Below are 16,804 nucleotides of genomic sequence, written 5' to 3'. Positions count from 1 at the left end.
TTAAATCATTGAATTATTGTTGATCGGCAGGGCCTTGCTCAGGACGGCTTTGACCTTCAGGCTTAGGCAGCAGCACCTTGCGGCTCAGCTTAAACTTACCTGTTTTAGGATCAGTACCGGTGAGTTTTACCTTCACCATATCGCCTTCGCGGAGGATGCCTTCGAGTGTTTCAAGACGCTTCCAGCTTACTTCGCTGATGTGAAGCAAACCTTGCTTACCAGGCAGGAATTCAACGAATGCTCCGTAAGGCATAATGCTCTTCACAGTGGCTTCGTACACATCGCCAACTGTTGGTACAGCCACAATGCCTTTCACCCAACGCTCGGCACGGTCAACACCTTCTTTGTTAGTACCAAAGATGCTTACCTCACCCATATTGTTCTTCTCTTCGATGGTAATAGTAGTACCGGTTTCTTTCTGAATTTCCTGTACAACTTTACCCTGTGGTCCAATCACTGCGCCAATGAATTCTTTCTCGATGAACATCTTCACCATGCGTGGAGAGTGTGGTTTCACCTCTTCACGGGCTGCAGGAATAGTAGCGTACATAGCATCCAATATGTGCATGCGGCCATCACGTGCCTGAGCCAGTGCTTCACGCATTACATCCATGCTGAGGCCATCAATTTTGATGTCCATCTGCACACCACAAATACCATCACGGGTACCGGTTACTTTAAAGTCCATGTCACCCAAATGATCTTCGTCGCCGAGGATATCGGTGAGGATGGCGTACTTACCATCTTTACGGGTAATGAGGCCCATGGCCACACCACTTACGTGCTTGGCAAAAGGAACACCAGCATCCATCAGTGCCAAAGAACCGGCACAAACAGTTGCCATTGAGCTCGAACCGTTCGACTCCAAAATATCACTCACCACACGTACGGTGTAAGGATATTCGTTGCCGGGCATGATTTGCTTCAGGCTGCGCATGGCCAGGTTGCCATGGCCAACTTCACGACGGCCAGGACCACGCATGGGCTTGGTTTCGCCGGTGCTGAATGGCGGGAAGTTATAGTGCAAAATGAATTTTACATAGTCGCTGGTAGCAGCTGTTTCAATCAACAGCTCATCATTTGGCGTACCGAGAGTAACGGTGGTCAGCGATTGAGTTTCACCACGGGTAAACAGGGCGCAACCATGTGGTGAAGGCAGTACATCTACCATCATATCCAAAGGACGAACAGTGGTGAGGTTACGGCCATCGAGACGAATGCGGTCATCGAGCATCATATCACGAACAACGTAATACTGCAGTTCGCCGAGGTAGTGGCCTACCAGCGGTTGGTCTTCTTCGGGCAATTCGCCGAGGGCTTCTTTTACCTCATCAAAAAGTTTGCTGAAAGCTTCACTGCGTTCATGCTTGGCAGAGGCGCTTTTAGCGATCTCATACATTTTGGCACGGCCGAGTTCAGCAATCTTGTTTTCGAGTGCTTCATTGCGGTAAGGCTTAGTGTACTCCCGTTTGCCGGTTACACCAACCTGTGTACGCAGGTCTTCCTGAGCAGCAATTTGCTTACGGATAGCTTCGTGAGCCAGTTCCAAAGCTTTTACCAAATCTTCTTCCTGGCACTCTTTGGCTTCACCTTCCACCATCATCATGTTTTTGGCAGTAGCCGCAATGATGAAGTCCATATCGCAAGACTGCAACTGGGTACGGGTGGGGTTAATCAGGTATTCGCCGTTCTGACGGCCAATGCGTACTTCAGAAATGACTTCCTGAACGGGCACATCACTTACGGCCAAAGCAGCAGATGCAGCCAGGCAAGCCAGCGCATCGGGCATTACTTCGGGGTCGCTAGACAAAAGGGTAACCAGCACCTGAACGTCGCAGAAGTAATCTTCGGGAAACAGCGGACGCAGGGCACGGTCTATCAAACGGCTGATGAGTACTTCGTAGTCGCTCAGCTTGCCTTCACGCTTAAAAAATGAACCGGGGATTCGACCAGCAGAAGCGAATTTCTCCTGATAGTCTACAGTCAATGGAAAGAAAGACTGTCCGGGGCGGGGTTCTTTGCTGGCGCAAACGGTGGCCAGCAGGTAGCAATTGCCGCACTGCAACAGGGCAGCGCCATCGGCCTGGCGGGCAAGCCGGCCTGTGCTGATAGTAATGGGCTTACTGTTGGGGCCCATGTCTATCACAACGGAATGTGGTTGTGTCAACATAAATAAGAATTTGCGAAAACCTTGATTTTAGATTCGGTATGATGCAACAAAACGCCCTGCCACAATGGGGCACGACGCGACGGGTAAAAAAAGCAGTCAAAAGCTTGTAACAAAATATGAGAACCCCAATCAGCCAGGCTAATTGGGGTTTATATCGTTAATGCAACCGCATGATTACTTTCTGAGACCCAGTTTTTCAATCAGTTGGCGGTATCCCTGCAAGTTGTGCTTGCTGAGGTAGGTAAGCAAACGCTTACGCTGACCAACCATCTTCATGAGACCACGGTGAGTGCTGAAATCTTTTTTGTTTTGCTGCAGGTGAGCAGACAAAGCAGAAATACGCTCAGTCAATAAAGCAATCTGGCCCTCGATAGAACCAGTGTTTTTAGCGCTGCCACCATAAGTTTCGAAAATCTTGGCTTTCTTTTCTACAGTTAAATAAGGCATCCGATTATGCGTTTTTTGTTATCCGATTAAATCATCCAATTTTATGGGCGGCAAAAGTAGGGCAAAAAAAGATATCAGGGAAATATTATCGAAAGGATTTTAGATTGCGCCCCCAATTAGCACATGCAGCCGCAAGATTACCATATTTATTGCACGGTTACCAACGACCTGAGTTTTGATCGGCGGATGCAGCGCATTTGCGGTTCGCTTGCCCGGGCAGGCTATGAGGTTACCCTGGTAGGCCGCAGCACCGCGGCCAGTTTGCCCCTTGACCATCAACCTTTTGAGCAAGTCCGGCTCAATGTTTCGCCACAAAAAGGGAAGCGGTTTTATTGGGCCTACAACAAAGCACTGTACAAATATTTGCAGCACCAGGCCAAGGCACACCAGCAGCCCGGAGCCACCCACATGGCCATTTGCGCCATCGACCTTGACAGCATTGTTCCTTGCCTGCTCATCAGCAAAAAGTACCAGCTCCCCCGCCTGTACGATGCCCACGAACTCTTTACCGAGCTCACAGAAGTGAAGAGAAGACCTTGGATTGCCGCCATTTGGAAAGCCATCGAGGCTTGGTGTGTGCCCCAGTTTCAGTACGGGTATACCGTCAATCAATTTATAGCGGATGAGTTTAGCCGGCGGTACAAAGTGAAGTATGCCGTGGTACGCAACATGCCACTGCCTGCAGGAAACACTATTGTTGAAACTCTGCAATCGACACTTTTATTGCCAGAACGTTTTTTCTTGTATCAGGGAGCGGTCAACGAAGGCCGGGCATTCGACGAACTGATTGCTGCCATGAAAGAAACCTCACTCCCGCTGGTGATTGCCGGAGATGGCAATTATATGGAACAGGTAAAAAGTTTGATTGCTGCTCACGGCGTGGCAGACAAGGTTATCTTGACGGGTCATTTGAAACCATCCGTATTGCGCAACCTTACCCAACAGGCATTTGCAGGCATTACTTTGTTTAACAACAGCGGCCTCAATCAATACTATTCTTTAGCCAATCGCTTTTTTGATTACGTGCAGGCTGGCAAGCCGCAGGTTTGTGTGCGGTATCCCGAATATGAACATTTGAATGAGCAACATGAAGTTGCGGTTTTGGTAAATGAGGTCGCTCCCATCGAAATAGCACAAGCCATGAACCTTTTGGCGAAAGATGCTGTTTTGTACGAAAGACTGATAGGAAAATGCATCATTGCAGCATCTGTTTGGAACTGGAACATAGAAGAAAAAAACATGCTGCAAGTTTGGGCAAATTGCCTACAGGAGCATTCTAAGCATTATTGATGTTGGCAGAGAAGCATTTACATATCGTTTGTTTAGACGTACCCTATCCGGTGGATTATGGTGGCGTTTTTGATTTGTTTTACAAGATTAAAGCCCTGAGCGAAGCGGGTGTAAAAATTCATTTGCACTGTTTTGAATACGGCCGTGGTCAGCAGCCCGTGCTCAACCAATATTGCGAAGAAGTACACTACTACGAGCGGGTGACACCGCTCAAAAGTCTGGCTACCAGTGTACCCTACATTGTAGCCAGCCGGGCCAATGATGCATTGCTCAAACGCCTGAAACAAGACGATTACCCTGTGCTGATGGAAGGCATGCACTGTACCTATTTTGCGTACAACGGCGATTTGCCCGCCAACCGCTGTTTTGTACGGCTCCACAATGTGGAATATGAATATTACCGCCAGCTTTCTGAAACCAGTGGCAGCATGTTCAAAAAACTCTTTTTCAAAAGAGAAAGTGCCCTGCTGAAAAAGTACGAAGCGGCTATGGCAGGCAAAGCCACTTTTTGGACCGTCACTGAAAAAGACCTGGAAGTTTTTAACCGTGAATTGGGCTACAACAATGTAGACTTTTTACCACTTTACCTGCCCGAGTTTGCACCCGAATGGTACGGCTCACACGGTAGTTTTTGCCTGTATCATGGCAACCTGAGTGTGCCCGAAAATGAATATGCAGCTACCTGGCTGCTCGAAGAAATTTTCAGCAAGTTGGAAATACCTTTTGTTGTAGCGGGTAAAAATCCCTCTGCTAAACTGGAAAAACTAGCCCATAGTTTTCCGCATACCTGTATTGTGGCCAACCCCGAGCAGACCGAAATGGAAGAGCTGATAAAGAAGGCGCAGGTGAATATTTTGCCCTCTTTCAACAGCACGGGTATCAAGCTGAAACTGATTAACGCTCTGTATTTTGGCAGGCACTGCGTAGTGAATGAAGCTGGAGTAGAAGGTAGTGGTCTCAACAGCTGCTGCCTGATTGCCAACAGCACCATCAGCATGAAAGATGCCATTGCCAAGGCTTTTGACCAACCTTACCACCTGCACAACTTTGAAGACCGTATGCAGGTGATGCAATCTTTGTTTAACAACGAAAGAAATGCCCGGCAGATGATTCGCTGGATTTTTGAACAGGAACCAACCGTGCCGGGCAAAGTAGCAGCAAGCCTCAAGCTTTCTGCCTGATATTAATTTTCAGCGTACTGATTGGCGCTGTCGTACACTTTTCCTTTTTCGGTGCGCAAAATTCTTGCAGGAAATTTATTGATGACCATGTAATCATGCGTAGCCATGATGACGGCCATGCCGTAATCTTTGCTCAGGTTCATGAGCAGGCCCATGATTTCGTCGCTGGTTTCGGGGTCGAGGTTGCCTGTAGGTTCATCGGCCAGCAGCAAGCGGGGTGAGTTGAGCAATGCCCGTGCAATATCAATACGTTGTTGTTCGCCACCACTCATTTCAAAAGGCATTTTAAAACCCTTGCTTTTGAGGCCTACTTTTTCCAGCACATCATCAATTTTTGCATTGATCATGTTTTCATCTTTCCAGCCGGTGGCTTTCAATACAAACTTGAGGTTCTCCTTTACATTTCGGTCGGTAAGCAATTGAAAATCCTGAAACACCACACCGAGGTCGCGGCGCAAAAACGGAATGGTTTTCCAGGTTTGATTGCGCAGGTCGTGTCCTACCACTTTGCCCTCACCTTCTTTCAGTGCTAATTCGCCATACAAGGTTTTGAGCAAAGAAGATTTGCCGGTGCCGGTTTTACCTACGAGGTATACAAATTCGCCACGACGCACTTCGAGGTTTACACCTTTCAAAATTTGTACGTCGCCCTGATAAATATTGACCTGTTTGAGTTGTACTACTATTTCTTCAGCCATGGAGTAAGAATATGCAAGGAGTAGCGAAGCTCATCCTTTGGGTGATGAATCAATAACTGATTTATTCAAAAATAATTGTTTCGCCGGCATGCTCAATCGTCAACTTTTTTTATCTGACGCCTCTACACGGCCGATGATTTGTGCATCTATGCCAAAAGCTTTTGCCGTGTCAATCATGGTTGCTGCATTGGCTTCGCTGCAATAAATTTCGAGGCGGCAGCCCATGTTGAATACCTGCATCATTTCCCGCATATCAGCACCGCTACATTGTTGTATCAGTTCAAAAATATACGGTGTAGCAAACAGGTTGTCTTTTACTACCTGCACACCAGCTGGTACAAACTTCATGCACTTGGTTTGGCCACCACCACTGCAGTGCACCAATCCATGTATCTTATCGAAGTTTTCGGTGAGCAGTTTTTTCAACACCGGTGCATAGGTACGGGTAGGACTCAGCAGCAATTGCCCTACGTTATGCCCTTCGTCCATCACTATATCCGTCATGCGGTGCTTGCCGATATACACCACATCATCGCTGAGCGTAGGTTCATAGGTCATGGGGAAATGCTCCGCATAGTATTTACTCAGCACATCGTGGCGGGCACTGGTCAAACCATTGCTGCCAATACCGCTATTGTAGCTGGATTCGTACACGCTTTGGCCGTAAGAAGCCAAGCCCACAATCACATCGCCTGCAGCAATTTTTTCGTTGGTCACAATTTTTGATTTTGGCCAGCGAACACTCATGGTACCATTTACGGCAACGGTTCGAACCACATCGCCTACATCGGCCGTTTCGCCGCCGAGGTAAGCTATGTTCACGCCAAAATCGGCCAATGTATCAAACAGCTCCTGTGAGCCGCTGATGACCTGTTGCAACACTTCGCCAGGTATGAGCAGCTTGTTGCGGTCGATGGTAGAATTGAAAACGATATTGTCGTGAATGCCCACACAAAGCAGGTCATCAAGGTTCATCACAATGGCATCTTGTGCAATGCCTTTCCACACACTGATGTCGCCGGTTTCTTTCCAGTACAAATAAGCCAGAATACTTTTGGTACCGGCACCATCGGCATGCATCACATTTACCCAGTCGGCATCGCCGCCGAGCAAATCGGGATATACTTTACAAAATGCTTTGGGAAACAGCCCCTGATCTAAGTGTTGGGTGGCAGCATGCACCTCTTCTTTTTGCGCCGAAACGCCTCGCTTTGCATATAAAGACATGCTGCAAAAATAGGCGGCTGCGGCAGAGATTTGGAAATTGGCCATTACTAATTCAAATTTGCCGGCCCATGCAGGTACACAAGCACATCGACCGACTTCCCAATTTCCGCAATGCCGTGGTTACCATTGGCACGTTTGATGGTGTGCACAATGGTCACCGCATCATTACCAAGCAGCTCACAGAAAAGGCTGCAGCCATTGATGGTGAAAGTGTCATCATCACCTTCAACCCGCACCCACGGCGCATTGTAGGCAATCAGCACTCGGAATTGCGCCTCATCAATACCATTGCTGAAAAAATAGAATTGCTGGAAAAACAGGGCATCGACCATTTGGTGATTGTTCCTTTTACCAGCGAATTTGCCGAGCAAACAGCACTCGAATATGTGGAGCAGTTCCTGGTAGCTCATTTTCACCCCCGCTGTATTGTAATTGGTTACGACCATCGTTTTGGTAAAAACCGCGAAGGCAACTATCAATTGCTGGAAGCGCTGAAAAGCAAACATGGCTATGAGTTGATGGAAATTCCTGCCGAAGTACTCAATGACAATACCATCAGCAGTACCCGCATCCGTACTTCTGTTATCAATAGCCATATTGCTGCAGCCAATAGCTACCTTGGTTATGCCTACTTTTTTGAAGGCACCGTGGTAGAAGGCAATAAGCTTGGCCGCACCATTGGCTACCCTACAGCCAACATCCGCATGAATGATACTGAAAAGCTGATGCCGGGCAACGGTGTGTATGCAGTGCGTGTAAAACGCATGAATCAAAACGGCACATGGATGAAGGGCATGATGAACATTGGCGTTCGCCCAACCGTGGATGGCACCCGCCAAACGGTAGAGGTCAACATCTTTGATTTTGATGAAGACATCTACGGCGAAACGCTACGCATAGAAGTGATTTGCCACCTACGGGGTGAGCAAAAATTCAGCGGACTGGATAGTTTGAAAGCACAGTTGCAAAAAGACAAGGATGCATCGCAACTCTTGCTGCAGGCCTATGAAAGTTAATCGACCGTTGGCGTAATCATTTTCACCACCATTTCTTTCAGCAGATTAGCATCTGAAACATTGGAAGCATGAATGCCAATGCTTTTGAGATTGTATTCGTGTAGCAGTAAAATGGCTTGCTCCACGCCTTTCTGGCGGTAGTTTTTGGCGCAGCTGATAATATCTTTTACATAAGGATTGGGCCCCTGATAACCAAGATATTTAATCAATTGATATTCGTCGTTGGTACCGGCACCAAACACCATGTAAGCTTTGCTGAAAAAAGAATACAGCGTAGGCAGCAATTGCATAATGGGCAATGCTTTGGGGTTGCCTTCGAAGTATTGAATGATTTGCAAACAGCGGGTCATGTTGCGCTGGGTAAGTGCATGCTGCAATTCAAACACGTTATACTCCTTGCTGATGCCTACAAAGTTCTCAATATCATCCTCGGTAATTTCTTTGCGCTGGCCCAGGTTGATTTGTACTTTCTCCAGTTCATTGGCCAGCCGAGACAAATCGTTACCAATATGATCTACCAGTAAATACACCGCCTTTTGCGAAATGGTAAAACCATCTGCTTTTAAATGATTCACTACCCAGTTAGGCAATTCACTGTCGTATAATTTTTTGGTACTGAGTACTTCGCCTTTTTGCTTCAGCAGTTTGGCCAGCTTACTGCGGCCGTCTACTTTTTTCTGTTTGTAGCCTACTACCAGCACTGTACTGCTGAGCGGATTTTCGATATAGCCTTCCAGCTTTTCGATATCCTTCATGTACTGGGCTTCTTTCAGCAACACCACCTGGCGCTGCGATTGCATGGGGTAGCGGCGGCAAGCATTCACTACGGCCGACCAATCGGCATCACGACCGTAAAACACCGACAAATTGAAACTTGCTTCGGCATCTGTCAGAATGTTTTTTTCTGCATAGCCCAATACCTGATCTATAAAGAAAGGTTCCTCACCTTCCAACCAGTACACTGATTTGAAAGCACCTTTTTTCCAATCAAGAATGATTTTATCCACCGCCACGTAACAAAGCAATGAAACTTTAAAAAGGGTGTATTAGAAAGTTTTTAACAGCGTTGAAAAGTTGGTCTGGCACGGTGTTGGCATACCTTTCCAATGAACTAAAAACACGAAGCATATGGAAGACATGAAATTGAATGAGTACAACAGCGCTACTCCCAAAAAAGACAACCGTACGTTGATCTATAGTGGCCTTGCCGCTGCTTTGTTGCTGTCCTGGGGTTATATCATTTACGAAAAGAACAAAAGCCAGGAGCAAGTAGGTGCACTTACCAGCCAGAACACACTGGTTACCAGCGAAAGAGATCAGGTACGTAACCTGTACACTGAATCGCTGGGCCGCCTCGATAGCCTGATGGGTGAAAACCAAACCATGGCCGACAATTTGGATACACGCAACCAGGAAATAGCCCGGCTGCGCAATGAAATCCGCAAGGTGGTAAATAATAAAAATGCCACTGCAGCCGATTTAGCACGTGCCCGTCAGATGATTAACCAACTGAATGGTACGATTGAAACACTGGCTGCAGATGTACGCCGCCTGGAAGGTGAAAACCAAACGCTTGTAGCCAACAATCAGCAACTGACTACAGAAAAGCAACAGGTAGAAGCTGACCTTGAAGCTACACGTAATGAAAAGCAAAGCATTCAGAAAACACTGGATGAAACAGCCGACGTTGCCAGCACCCTCAAGGCTTCTAACATCAGCATAGCAGCGCTGAACGAAAAAGGCTCCGGCAAAGAAAAAGAAACAGCCACCGCCAAACGTGCCGACAAATTGCGCATTGCTTTTCAGCTGGATGAAAACCGCCTGGCAAAAAGTGGTGAAAAAGAAATTTACATAACCGTAACCGCTCCTGATGGCAGCCCTATTGCCAGCAACACCGTTTTTACCACCCGTGAAGAAGGCGACAAGCCCTACACTTCTAAGGTGCAGGTGCAGTACGAAAGCGGCAAGAAAACACCCGTAAGTTTTGACTGGAAAAGCGATAAAGGTTTCCAAACCGGTAATTACAAAATTGAAATCTACCACAATGGATTCAAGATTGGCGAAGGCGTTCGCACATTGAAGAAAGGTGGTTTGTTTGGATAATATGTAAATCCCACCCATAAATGAGCAAAGGTCAGTTCTGAAAAGAGCTGACCTTTTGCGTTTGTTACAACACGGCTCTCAATGAAGCCCGGCCCACATGCACCGTTCGACTCTCTCCTGCTTTGCGGCCTTCGTATTGAAAACTTATTTCCAACGCATTGGCCAGCCGCTTGGTGAAATCTATATTCCACAAAAAGTTTTTGCCCGGTTGCAAACCATCGAGCATAAAATAAGAAACGGTAGAATTGGAAGTACCTGTAAAATCGATAGACGAATAAGTAAGCTTAGCCGTGAAGACACCACTTTGCACCAGATTGTATTTACTTTCTACCTGCAAGCTATTAGTGGTACTCAGTTGCGGAATGCTGTTGGCATTCCCTTTTTTCTCATTCCATTTATACAAAGTAGTTGCCCTGAATTTGGCCCCCAATGTGTAGGTAATGGATGGCATCAATTCGTAGTACGTGACTGCATAGTTTCTGTTATCGAATTTTGGATTGGGGGTTTGCAATTCATTGCTCCCCCGCTTGCCTTGCATGGCAAAGGTCCATTGTCTGCCAGCGTTTTTCCGCCAACGGAGCGATACATCATTCAGCGTTCTTATTTCCACACCATACGTGAGCAATGCTTTGCTGCTGTTGCGAACCTGCGTCGATCTACACCCCAGGAAGTGCTGTATCGGTTAAATGAAATCGTGTTGGCAATATTGGTATTGGCCATAATGATTGCGGTATCGCTGATGCTACCCGCAAAAGGATTGAATGGAAAACCGCCATCCTCTTTTCGCTTGCTGGTGGTTTGCAAACTGCTTTGGGCATTCCACTTAGCCAGAAAGCGTTTAAGGTGCGATGAATCTCTACGCCACACATTGGCTGGACTCAATTGAATACTCGCATTAAGGGTGTTGTATGCAGCTTTTACAAACCGGTTGGTAGGTGTAAATATGCGGATATACTTTGCCTGATCCTGAAACTGCGCCAATTCAAACTCATTGAGTTGCGGCACGGCATCGCTATTGTAATCAATCCAAGCAAATTCACCTCGACCGGCGGGCACCTCTATATAACTGAAGTCGCGTTGCTGCTCTTGCCCGGCGCCTATTTCATACAACAAATTGCCAGTGATGGCGCCCTTAGCTAGTTGAGTCAAATATTCAGCACGACCCAACAAAGTATTGTCTGATTGCTGATTGCTAATGCCGGCCGTTTTTACTTTCAACATGCGGTAGCCCGTATTCAACCGAAACTGGTGCTGTTTGCTTTTGGTAAGCTCTACCTGTATCGAAAAATTATCATTCACATCCTGCGGCACAAAACCATTGGCCAGTGCAAACTGGTTGCTTCTTCTAAACCATTGCAGCGACCAGCGATTGCGTTGCTGCTGATTGCTACGCACATGCACCCGCCAATCGGTAAAAGAAAAACTACTGGCTTGTAAAGTATCGGTAACAGATGATTTTACCTGGTTGTGTTCCAACTGATATTGTGCCCCTATCTCCAGTGCGTTAATCTTGCTAAAAGTTTTATTGATAGCAATGGATGGCCTCAAAAAATAGCCATTGATGCCCAACCCATCAAACGAAGTATATCGCAACACATCATTGACCACCCAGCCCTGCTGTTGTAACCGATGCTCAATACTGTGGCGGTTGCCGCTATACGCATTGCCCCTTTTGTAACCACTGTAATCGTATTGTATGCTGTGCTGTTTGTTGTTAATCAATGTCATGGTAAAGCCCGGCAATTGCTCTTTGGCAAAGCCCGCATCAAAAGGCAAGCCCCAATCCCGCAAAAATTCAATGCTTCGCAAACGTTCCAATGGTCGAAAGTTTTCATCCACTTGCTCAAACCTGGCCTCTGTTGAAAGCAGCTTGCTTGATTTTCCCAACTGTATCGTCCGTTCATCTTTCAACTGCAACTTGATGCCTAATCCCCCATCATTGGATTTGTCTTTGCTGGCAAAGGTGTTGATGTCAGTCACACTATAACCTGCTTCTGCCAACAGCTTTGTGTTTTTACCCAAACTGTATTTTATACCTGCCGTAAAGAGCTGTTGTTTTTTGGGCGTCACCAGCAAAGCCACTGGCTCATAGTTACCTTGTGCTACGCCATTCACCGGTGCCACCCATTGAAACACTTTTCCATTGGCGCCATTTAGCAGCAGTGTATAGTTGCCTTTACCGGTACCGACTTCGCTAAACGCCAGACTATACATGGCCGTATCGTAAATGTTTTGGTAGCGGTAAAAAGTATAGGGTTGGCCGGCAACCGTCGTGTCTATTTTGATGTACAATACTTTCGCCGCATCAAAACTATCCCGCACAGCTACGGGATAAAATGCCTGATTGATACTGTCGCCAATATTGCTCAAAAACTGCCGCTGCACATTGTCCAGCGTTTGGTTAATAGGTGAGTTTTTGGCATCGGCATTGGAGTACATGCCAATGTTCACTTCCAGCTTTTCACCCACTTTCAATGCGTTGCCAGCATACAGCAATGAGTTGAGGTAATTGCGATCGGCATATTCAAATTCTACCTGTATCCTCTTGTCTCTGCTGATGAGTTGCTTTGGGGTAAAACTGATTTCTGCCGTGTTGTAATTGATGACATAATCCTGGTCTTCACCACGTTCCAGTTGTACGCCATCAATAAACACTCTTTCTGTACCGGCCAGTATCACAAAGAAGAGCTCGTTATTGGCTCCCCGCAACCGGTATGGTCCTTGGTTGCCTTCTTGCCCGTTGAACACATTGCGGGTAAATTTTCCTTTGGCAATGGCCGCACTAACAAAACTGGTATTGCTCGTTTGCTTGCCCAGCCTTTGTGTAGTTTCAAAAGCAATGCCTTGCTGGCGTTTGAAATAACTGAGAAAATACGTGGGTTGCTGCCGCACATCAATGTCGCCCAAACTGAGCGTCCAGTTGCGTTTTTTAAACTGCAGCCAAATGCGGTCAAACTCATTGAGCTGTTGTGTATTGCCATCAGGTTGTATAGGTATGTTGTTGTCGGTAATGGCAGCAGCAATTTCAATGCTGTCGCCCAGCATGCCATTTACCTGCAGGTTAAACAGTGAGTTCACCACGGCATCCTGTGCATTACCAAAACTCAGGCTGCGGCCAAAACTACCTGTGTAATTGAGCTTGCCAAATCCCTGCTGATTGTTGCTGGTATTCTTTCGCTTCGGCACGGGCATGGCTTTAAAAAGTTGGCCACACTATCGTATTGGTAGCGGTACACTTTGTTGGCAAAACCAAACGGAAACACCCGGTAACTCACCCATACACTATCTGTATTTGGCGGCTTGATCCATTGCAACGTAGCCCGTACATCATCCCACACATATTGCAGGCTGTCGGCCCCCTTCATGCGAAAACTGCCTGGCACAACACTCAAACTATCCAACTGTGCCGGCGCTACTTGCACCGCAATTTTTTTCACCCGAATGTTGGAGCTCACTTGTGCCCATGCGGAAGTGCTTGCCAGCAGGCAAACAATACACACCGCTATGAAGCAAACAAATTTCAACAGTGAAGCACAGTTAGTGGTTGCAATATACTGAACGCCTATCCGCAGCATTTGGTATGCACAAAAAAGACGGCCAGTGGCTGACCGTCTTTTACACATATCGTTTGTTGATGCTTATGCATACAATTCTTCCCGAAGCTGATGCACCCGCTCATCTTCCAGGTATTCATCAAAGGTCATCAGTCTGTCGATGATACCTTTTGGCGTCAACTCAATTACCCGGTTGGCCGTGGTTTCCATAAATGTATGGTCGTGGCTGGTCAGCAGCACAATGCCTTTGAATTCTACACACTGCTCGTTAAATGCCTGAATGCTTTCCAGATCGAGGTGGTTGGTTGGCTGGTCAAGTACCACACAGTTGGGGTTTTGAAGCATCATGCGGCTCAGCATACAGCGTACCTTTTCGCCACCACTCAGCACGTTGACTTTTTTCATGATGTCGTCGCCGCTAAACAACATTTTACCCAAAAAGCCCCGCAGGAAAGGTTCATCAGCATCGGTTACATGCTCAGGCACAAACTGACGCAGCCAGTCCATCATGGGCAGGCCTTCTTTGAAGAACTCTCCGTTTTCCAAGGGCAGGTAAGCCTTGGTAATGGTAGTACCCCACTCCAGTTTACCAGCATCAGCCGTGGCATTGCCGTTTATGATTTCAAAAAACTGAGTCACCGCCAATGGGTCACGACTGTAAAAGGCAATCTTCTCACCCTTCTGCACACTAAATGTCACTTTATCAAACAGCTTACGGCCGTCTACCGATTTCGACAATCCTTCCACGTTCAAAATCTGGTTGCCCACTTCCCGCAACGGCTGGAAAATGATGCCCGGATAACGGCGGTTAGAAGGTTCAATCTCTTCGATGGTGAGTTTTTCCAATGCCTTTTTACGGCTGGTAGCCTGCTTGCTCTTACTTGCGTTGGCACTAAACCGGGCAATGAAATCAATCAACGCCTGACGCTTCTCTTCTACTTTCTTATTCTTATCGCTCAACTGGCGGGCCATCAATTGGCTGCTCTCGTACCAGAAGGTGTAGTTACCTGTAAATACCTTGATTTTGGCACGGTCCACGTCGGCCACATGCGTACACACGGCATCCAAAAAGTGACGGTCGTGGCTCACTACCAACACAATGTTTTGGTAGTCGGCCAAAAAGTTTTCCAACCAGCTGATGGTTTCAATATCGAGGCCGTTGGTCGGTTCATCAAGCAACAAAATATCGGGGTTGCCAAACAACGCCTGCGCCAACAACACCCGCACTTTCATGGTACCGGGTATGTCCTTCATCAGGCTTTGGTGATAAGCTTCCACCACACCCAGGTTGCTCAGCAGTGTAGCGGCATCGCTTTCAGCGGTGTAACCGCCCATTTCGCCAAACTCAGCTTCGAGTTCACCCGCCTTCATGTAATCTTCTTCGGTAGCGTCGGGGTCGGCGTAAATAGCGTCTTTCTTATGCATCACATCCCACATCACTTTGTGGCCCATCAGCACTGTGTTTAGTACTGTTTGCTCATCAAACTCAAAGTGGTTTTGCTTCAGCACCGCCATGCGTTCGCCGGTGGTTATTTCCACCGAACCCTTGTTGGGTTCAATTTCTCCACTCAAAATCTTCAAAAAAGTAGACTTACCGGCACCATTGGCACCAATTACGCCGTAGCAGTTCCCCTTTACGAAGTTGATGTTTACCTCATCAAACAAAACCCGCTTGCCATAGGCCAGCGTTACATTTTTTACACTAATCATAATTGCCTGGAAACGAAAATTGAGGCGCAAAGGTAGCCAAAGCAACCCAAAGGAACAGGCATTAAATCTTGGCAGTTATAAGTGTTGTTGTATCCATTCAACAATAGCATTAGGGGCTGTCAGCCAAAGCACTATTATCAGCAGCAGTTCCGGCTGTACGCTTGTAGTGCCCCGCCTTGGTCATTACCAATGCAGCCTACAGCTGCGGGGCAGCTACCGCTTCCATCCGGCAGCCCATCAGCAGCTGTGCAGCACTCGGCAAAAAAGCCCGGCAGCGCTTGGCTACCGGGCTTGTATTTACTGCTTTGGCATAGTGCGGTATCTGGCATTAAATCAACGACAGGTATTCTTCCATGTTTTGCATCACGGTGCTGGCCACCAGCTTTCTGAATGGCGTGGTATTACCCCGCACATGGGCTTCTTCCAGCGCTTGGTAATACTCCAGCCTGTCCGTCAAATCACCCTTGATGTTGGCAATGTAGTAGCCTCCTTGCATCAATATCAGGTTCATCAACAGGCGGCTGGTGCGGCCATTGCCATCCATAAAGGGGTGAATACCCACCAGCATCAGGTGCATATCGGCCGCCAGTAGCACGGGGTGCATGCGTACCCGGTTTTCCTGATAGTAAGCCAGCATTTTCTCCATTTCCATGGGTACATCAAAATGCTGAGGAGGCACATGTTCGCTGCCACTTATGCGTACTTCTACATTGCGGTAGGTACCCGCCCAATGCTTGTCGATGCCTTTCAAAATGAGATAATGCAACTCTTTAATCAGGCGTTCAGTTATACGTGTACCATTTTGCACCATACTTTCAATGTACTCCACCGCTTCGTGGTGGTTCACCGCTTCCAGATGCTCCCTTACACTTTTACCCGCAATGGTTATTCCCTTCGACACCACCAATGAAGTTTCTTGAAGGGTGAGGGTGTTACCTTCAATTTTATTGCTGTGGTAAGTATACCTCGTATGAAAAAAATCCCGAAGCCGTGTCAGCTGCGTTTCATCCAAAGGCTGTTTGGCTTTCACCGCGGCTTTCAGTTCATCCAAAGCATGCAGCGAGGTTTCCAATTCTGCAGGTACTGTTTCGCCATTGGCGGCATACACTTCTACCCGCTCCATCACCATACTCAGTACTTCCTCGGCATATTGAGGATAGCCCTCCAACTGGCGCAGCACTTTGGCAGTCAGCCATTCTTTCTGCAACAGGTTCATATCCATCCGCAGCACTTCTGCCAGTTTGGGCAAAAGTTCTTCTGTTGCCAGCCGTTCTCCGCTTTCTATGCGGCTCAGCAGAGAAGCATCCATTTCAAGGGCTTGCGCCAGCTCTCTTACCAGCATTTTCTGCGCTATCCTCGCCTCTTTGATGATATGTGCAAACTTGTTTGTCATTTTTATTCATGACAA

General features: G+C 47.3%; 14 protein-coding genes. 4 read left to right on the top strand and 10 right to left on the bottom strand.

All coding sequences use genetic code 11. From position 1 onward, the window contains the following. Window positions 1-13: 13 nt before the first annotated feature. Both GLV81_RS07190 and rpsO read right to left on the bottom strand, forming a co-directional pair. The gene (locus GLV81_RS07190) at window positions 14-2,170 is read right to left on the bottom strand and encodes a polyribonucleotide nucleotidyltransferase (RefSeq protein WP_157478127.1); all 2,157 of its coding nucleotides are present in this window, start codon (window positions 2,168-2,170) and stop codon (window positions 14-16) included. A gap of 174 nt (window positions 2,171-2,344) precedes the next feature. Further along, window positions 2,345-2,617 carry a 30S ribosomal protein S15 gene (gene rpsO, locus GLV81_RS07185; protein ID WP_157478125.1) on the bottom strand — a complete coding sequence of 91 codons (273 nt, stop codon included), beginning with the start codon at window positions 2,615-2,617 and terminating at the stop codon, window positions 2,345-2,347. Window positions 2,618-2,740: 123 nt separating this feature from the next. On the opposite strand from rpsO, the gene GLV81_RS07180 reads away from it, so the two are divergent. Together GLV81_RS07180 and GLV81_RS07175 are read left to right on the top strand one after the other, a co-directional pair. Then, entirely contained in the window at window positions 2,741-3,907 is a 1,167-nt protein-coding gene (locus GLV81_RS07180) for a glycosyltransferase family 4 protein (RefSeq protein ID WP_157478124.1), read from the top strand. Beyond that, window positions 3,907-5,088, top strand: a complete 1,182-nt coding sequence (locus GLV81_RS07175) for a glycosyltransferase (RefSeq protein WP_157478123.1) — start codon at window positions 3,907-3,909, stop codon at window positions 5,086-5,088. The genes GLV81_RS07180 and GLV81_RS07175 overlap by 1 nt, the downstream gene beginning before the upstream one ends. Before the next feature lie 2 nt (window positions 5,089-5,090). Here GLV81_RS07175 and GLV81_RS07170 read toward each other — a convergent pair whose 3' ends face one another. Then, window positions 5,091-5,786, bottom strand: a complete 696-nt coding sequence (locus GLV81_RS07170; protein WP_157478122.1) for a cell division ATP-binding protein FtsE — start codon at window positions 5,784-5,786, stop codon at window positions 5,091-5,093. Window positions 5,787-5,885: 99 nt separating this feature from the next. Beyond that, window positions 5,886-7,058: an AIR synthase-related protein gene (locus GLV81_RS07165; protein WP_343030607.1), complete on the bottom strand. Its 1,173-nt coding sequence runs from the start codon at window positions 7,056-7,058 to the stop codon at window positions 5,886-5,888. A 23-nt stretch (window positions 7,059-7,081) separates the two neighbouring features. On the opposite strand from GLV81_RS07165, the gene GLV81_RS07160 reads away from it, so the two are divergent. Next, entirely contained in the window at window positions 7,082-8,029 is a 948-nt protein-coding gene (locus tag GLV81_RS07160) for a bifunctional riboflavin kinase/FAD synthetase (protein WP_157478121.1), read from the top strand. On the opposite strand, the gene holA is transcribed toward GLV81_RS07160, so the two are convergent. Then, entirely contained in the window at window positions 8,026-9,042 is a 1,017-nt protein-coding gene (gene holA, locus GLV81_RS07155) for a DNA polymerase III subunit delta (RefSeq protein ID WP_157478120.1), read from the bottom strand. The two genes, GLV81_RS07160 and holA, sit on opposite strands and share 4 nt — an antisense overlap. Window positions 9,043-9,157: 115 nt before the next feature. Here holA and GLV81_RS07150 point away from each other — a divergent pair, with 115 nt between their 5' ends. Continuing rightward, window positions 9,158-10,132, top strand: a complete 975-nt coding sequence (locus tag GLV81_RS07150) for a hypothetical protein (protein WP_157478119.1) — start codon at window positions 9,158-9,160, stop codon at window positions 10,130-10,132. Between the two features lie 64 nt (window positions 10,133-10,196). Here GLV81_RS07150 and GLV81_RS07145 read toward each other — a convergent pair whose 3' ends face one another. The 5 genes from GLV81_RS07145 to GLV81_RS07120 form a co-directional block, all read right to left on the bottom strand. Further along, window positions 10,197-10,742: a hypothetical protein gene (locus GLV81_RS07145; RefSeq protein ID WP_197429009.1), complete on the bottom strand. Its 546-nt coding sequence runs from the start codon at window positions 10,740-10,742 to the stop codon at window positions 10,197-10,199. Then, complete coding sequence (locus tag GLV81_RS07140; RefSeq protein WP_157478116.1) at window positions 10,733-13,318, bottom strand: hypothetical protein; 2,586 nt, start codon at window positions 13,316-13,318, stop codon at window positions 10,733-10,735. Before GLV81_RS07140 ends, GLV81_RS07145 begins: the two co-directional genes overlap by 10 nt. Next, entirely contained in the window at window positions 13,237-13,656 is a 420-nt protein-coding gene (locus GLV81_RS07135; protein WP_157478114.1) for a hypothetical protein, read from the bottom strand. Before GLV81_RS07135 ends, GLV81_RS07140 begins: the two co-directional genes overlap by 82 nt. Before the next feature lie 114 nt (window positions 13,657-13,770). Next, window positions 13,771-15,396: an ABC-F family ATP-binding cassette domain-containing protein gene (locus GLV81_RS07130; protein ID WP_157478112.1), complete on the bottom strand. Its 1,626-nt coding sequence runs from the start codon at window positions 15,394-15,396 to the stop codon at window positions 13,771-13,773. A 328-nt stretch (window positions 15,397-15,724) separates the two neighbouring features. Continuing rightward, entirely contained in the window at window positions 15,725-16,789 is a 1,065-nt protein-coding gene (locus GLV81_RS07120; RefSeq protein ID WP_157478108.1) for a Fic family protein, read from the bottom strand. Between the last annotated feature and the right edge of the window lie 15 nt (window positions 16,790-16,804).

Source organism: Phnomibacter ginsenosidimutans, from assembly GCF_009740285.1.
Lineage (GTDB): Bacteria > Bacteroidota > Bacteroidia > Chitinophagales > Chitinophagaceae > Phnomibacter > Phnomibacter ginsenosidimutans.
This window is presented reverse-complemented; position numbering and strand designations above follow the sequence as displayed.

Coding starts and splice junctions, on each gene's coding strand:
- GLV81_RS07190 (WP_157478127.1), bottom strand. CDS start 2,170: ATGTTGACACAACCACATTCCGTTGTGATAGACATGGGCCCCAACAGT.
- rpsO (WP_157478125.1), bottom strand. CDS start 2,617: ATGCCTTATTTAACTGTAGAAAAGAAAGCCAAGATTTTCGAAACTTAT.
- GLV81_RS07180 (WP_157478124.1), top strand. CDS start 2,741: ATGCAGCCGCAAGATTACCATATTTATTGCACGGTTACCAACGACCTG.
- GLV81_RS07175 (WP_157478123.1), top strand. CDS start 3,907: ATGTTGGCAGAGAAGCATTTACATATCGTTTGTTTAGACGTACCCTAT.
- GLV81_RS07170 (WP_157478122.1), bottom strand. CDS start 5,786: ATGGCTGAAGAAATAGTAGTACAACTCAAACAGGTCAATATTTATCAG.
- GLV81_RS07165 (WP_343030607.1), bottom strand. CDS start 7,058: ATGGCCAATTTCCAAATCTCTGCCGCAGCCGCCTATTTTTGCAGCATG.
- GLV81_RS07160 (WP_157478121.1), top strand. CDS start 7,082: ATGCAGGTACACAAGCACATCGACCGACTTCCCAATTTCCGCAATGCC.
- GLV81_RS07150 (WP_157478119.1), top strand. CDS start 9,158: ATGGAAGACATGAAATTGAATGAGTACAACAGCGCTACTCCCAAAAAA.
- GLV81_RS07130 (WP_157478112.1), bottom strand. CDS start 15,396: ATGATTAGTGTAAAAAATGTAACGCTGGCCTATGGCAAGCGGGTTTTG.
- GLV81_RS07120 (WP_157478108.1), bottom strand. CDS start 16,789: ATGACAAACAAGTTTGCACATATCATCAAAGAGGCGAGGATAGCGCAG.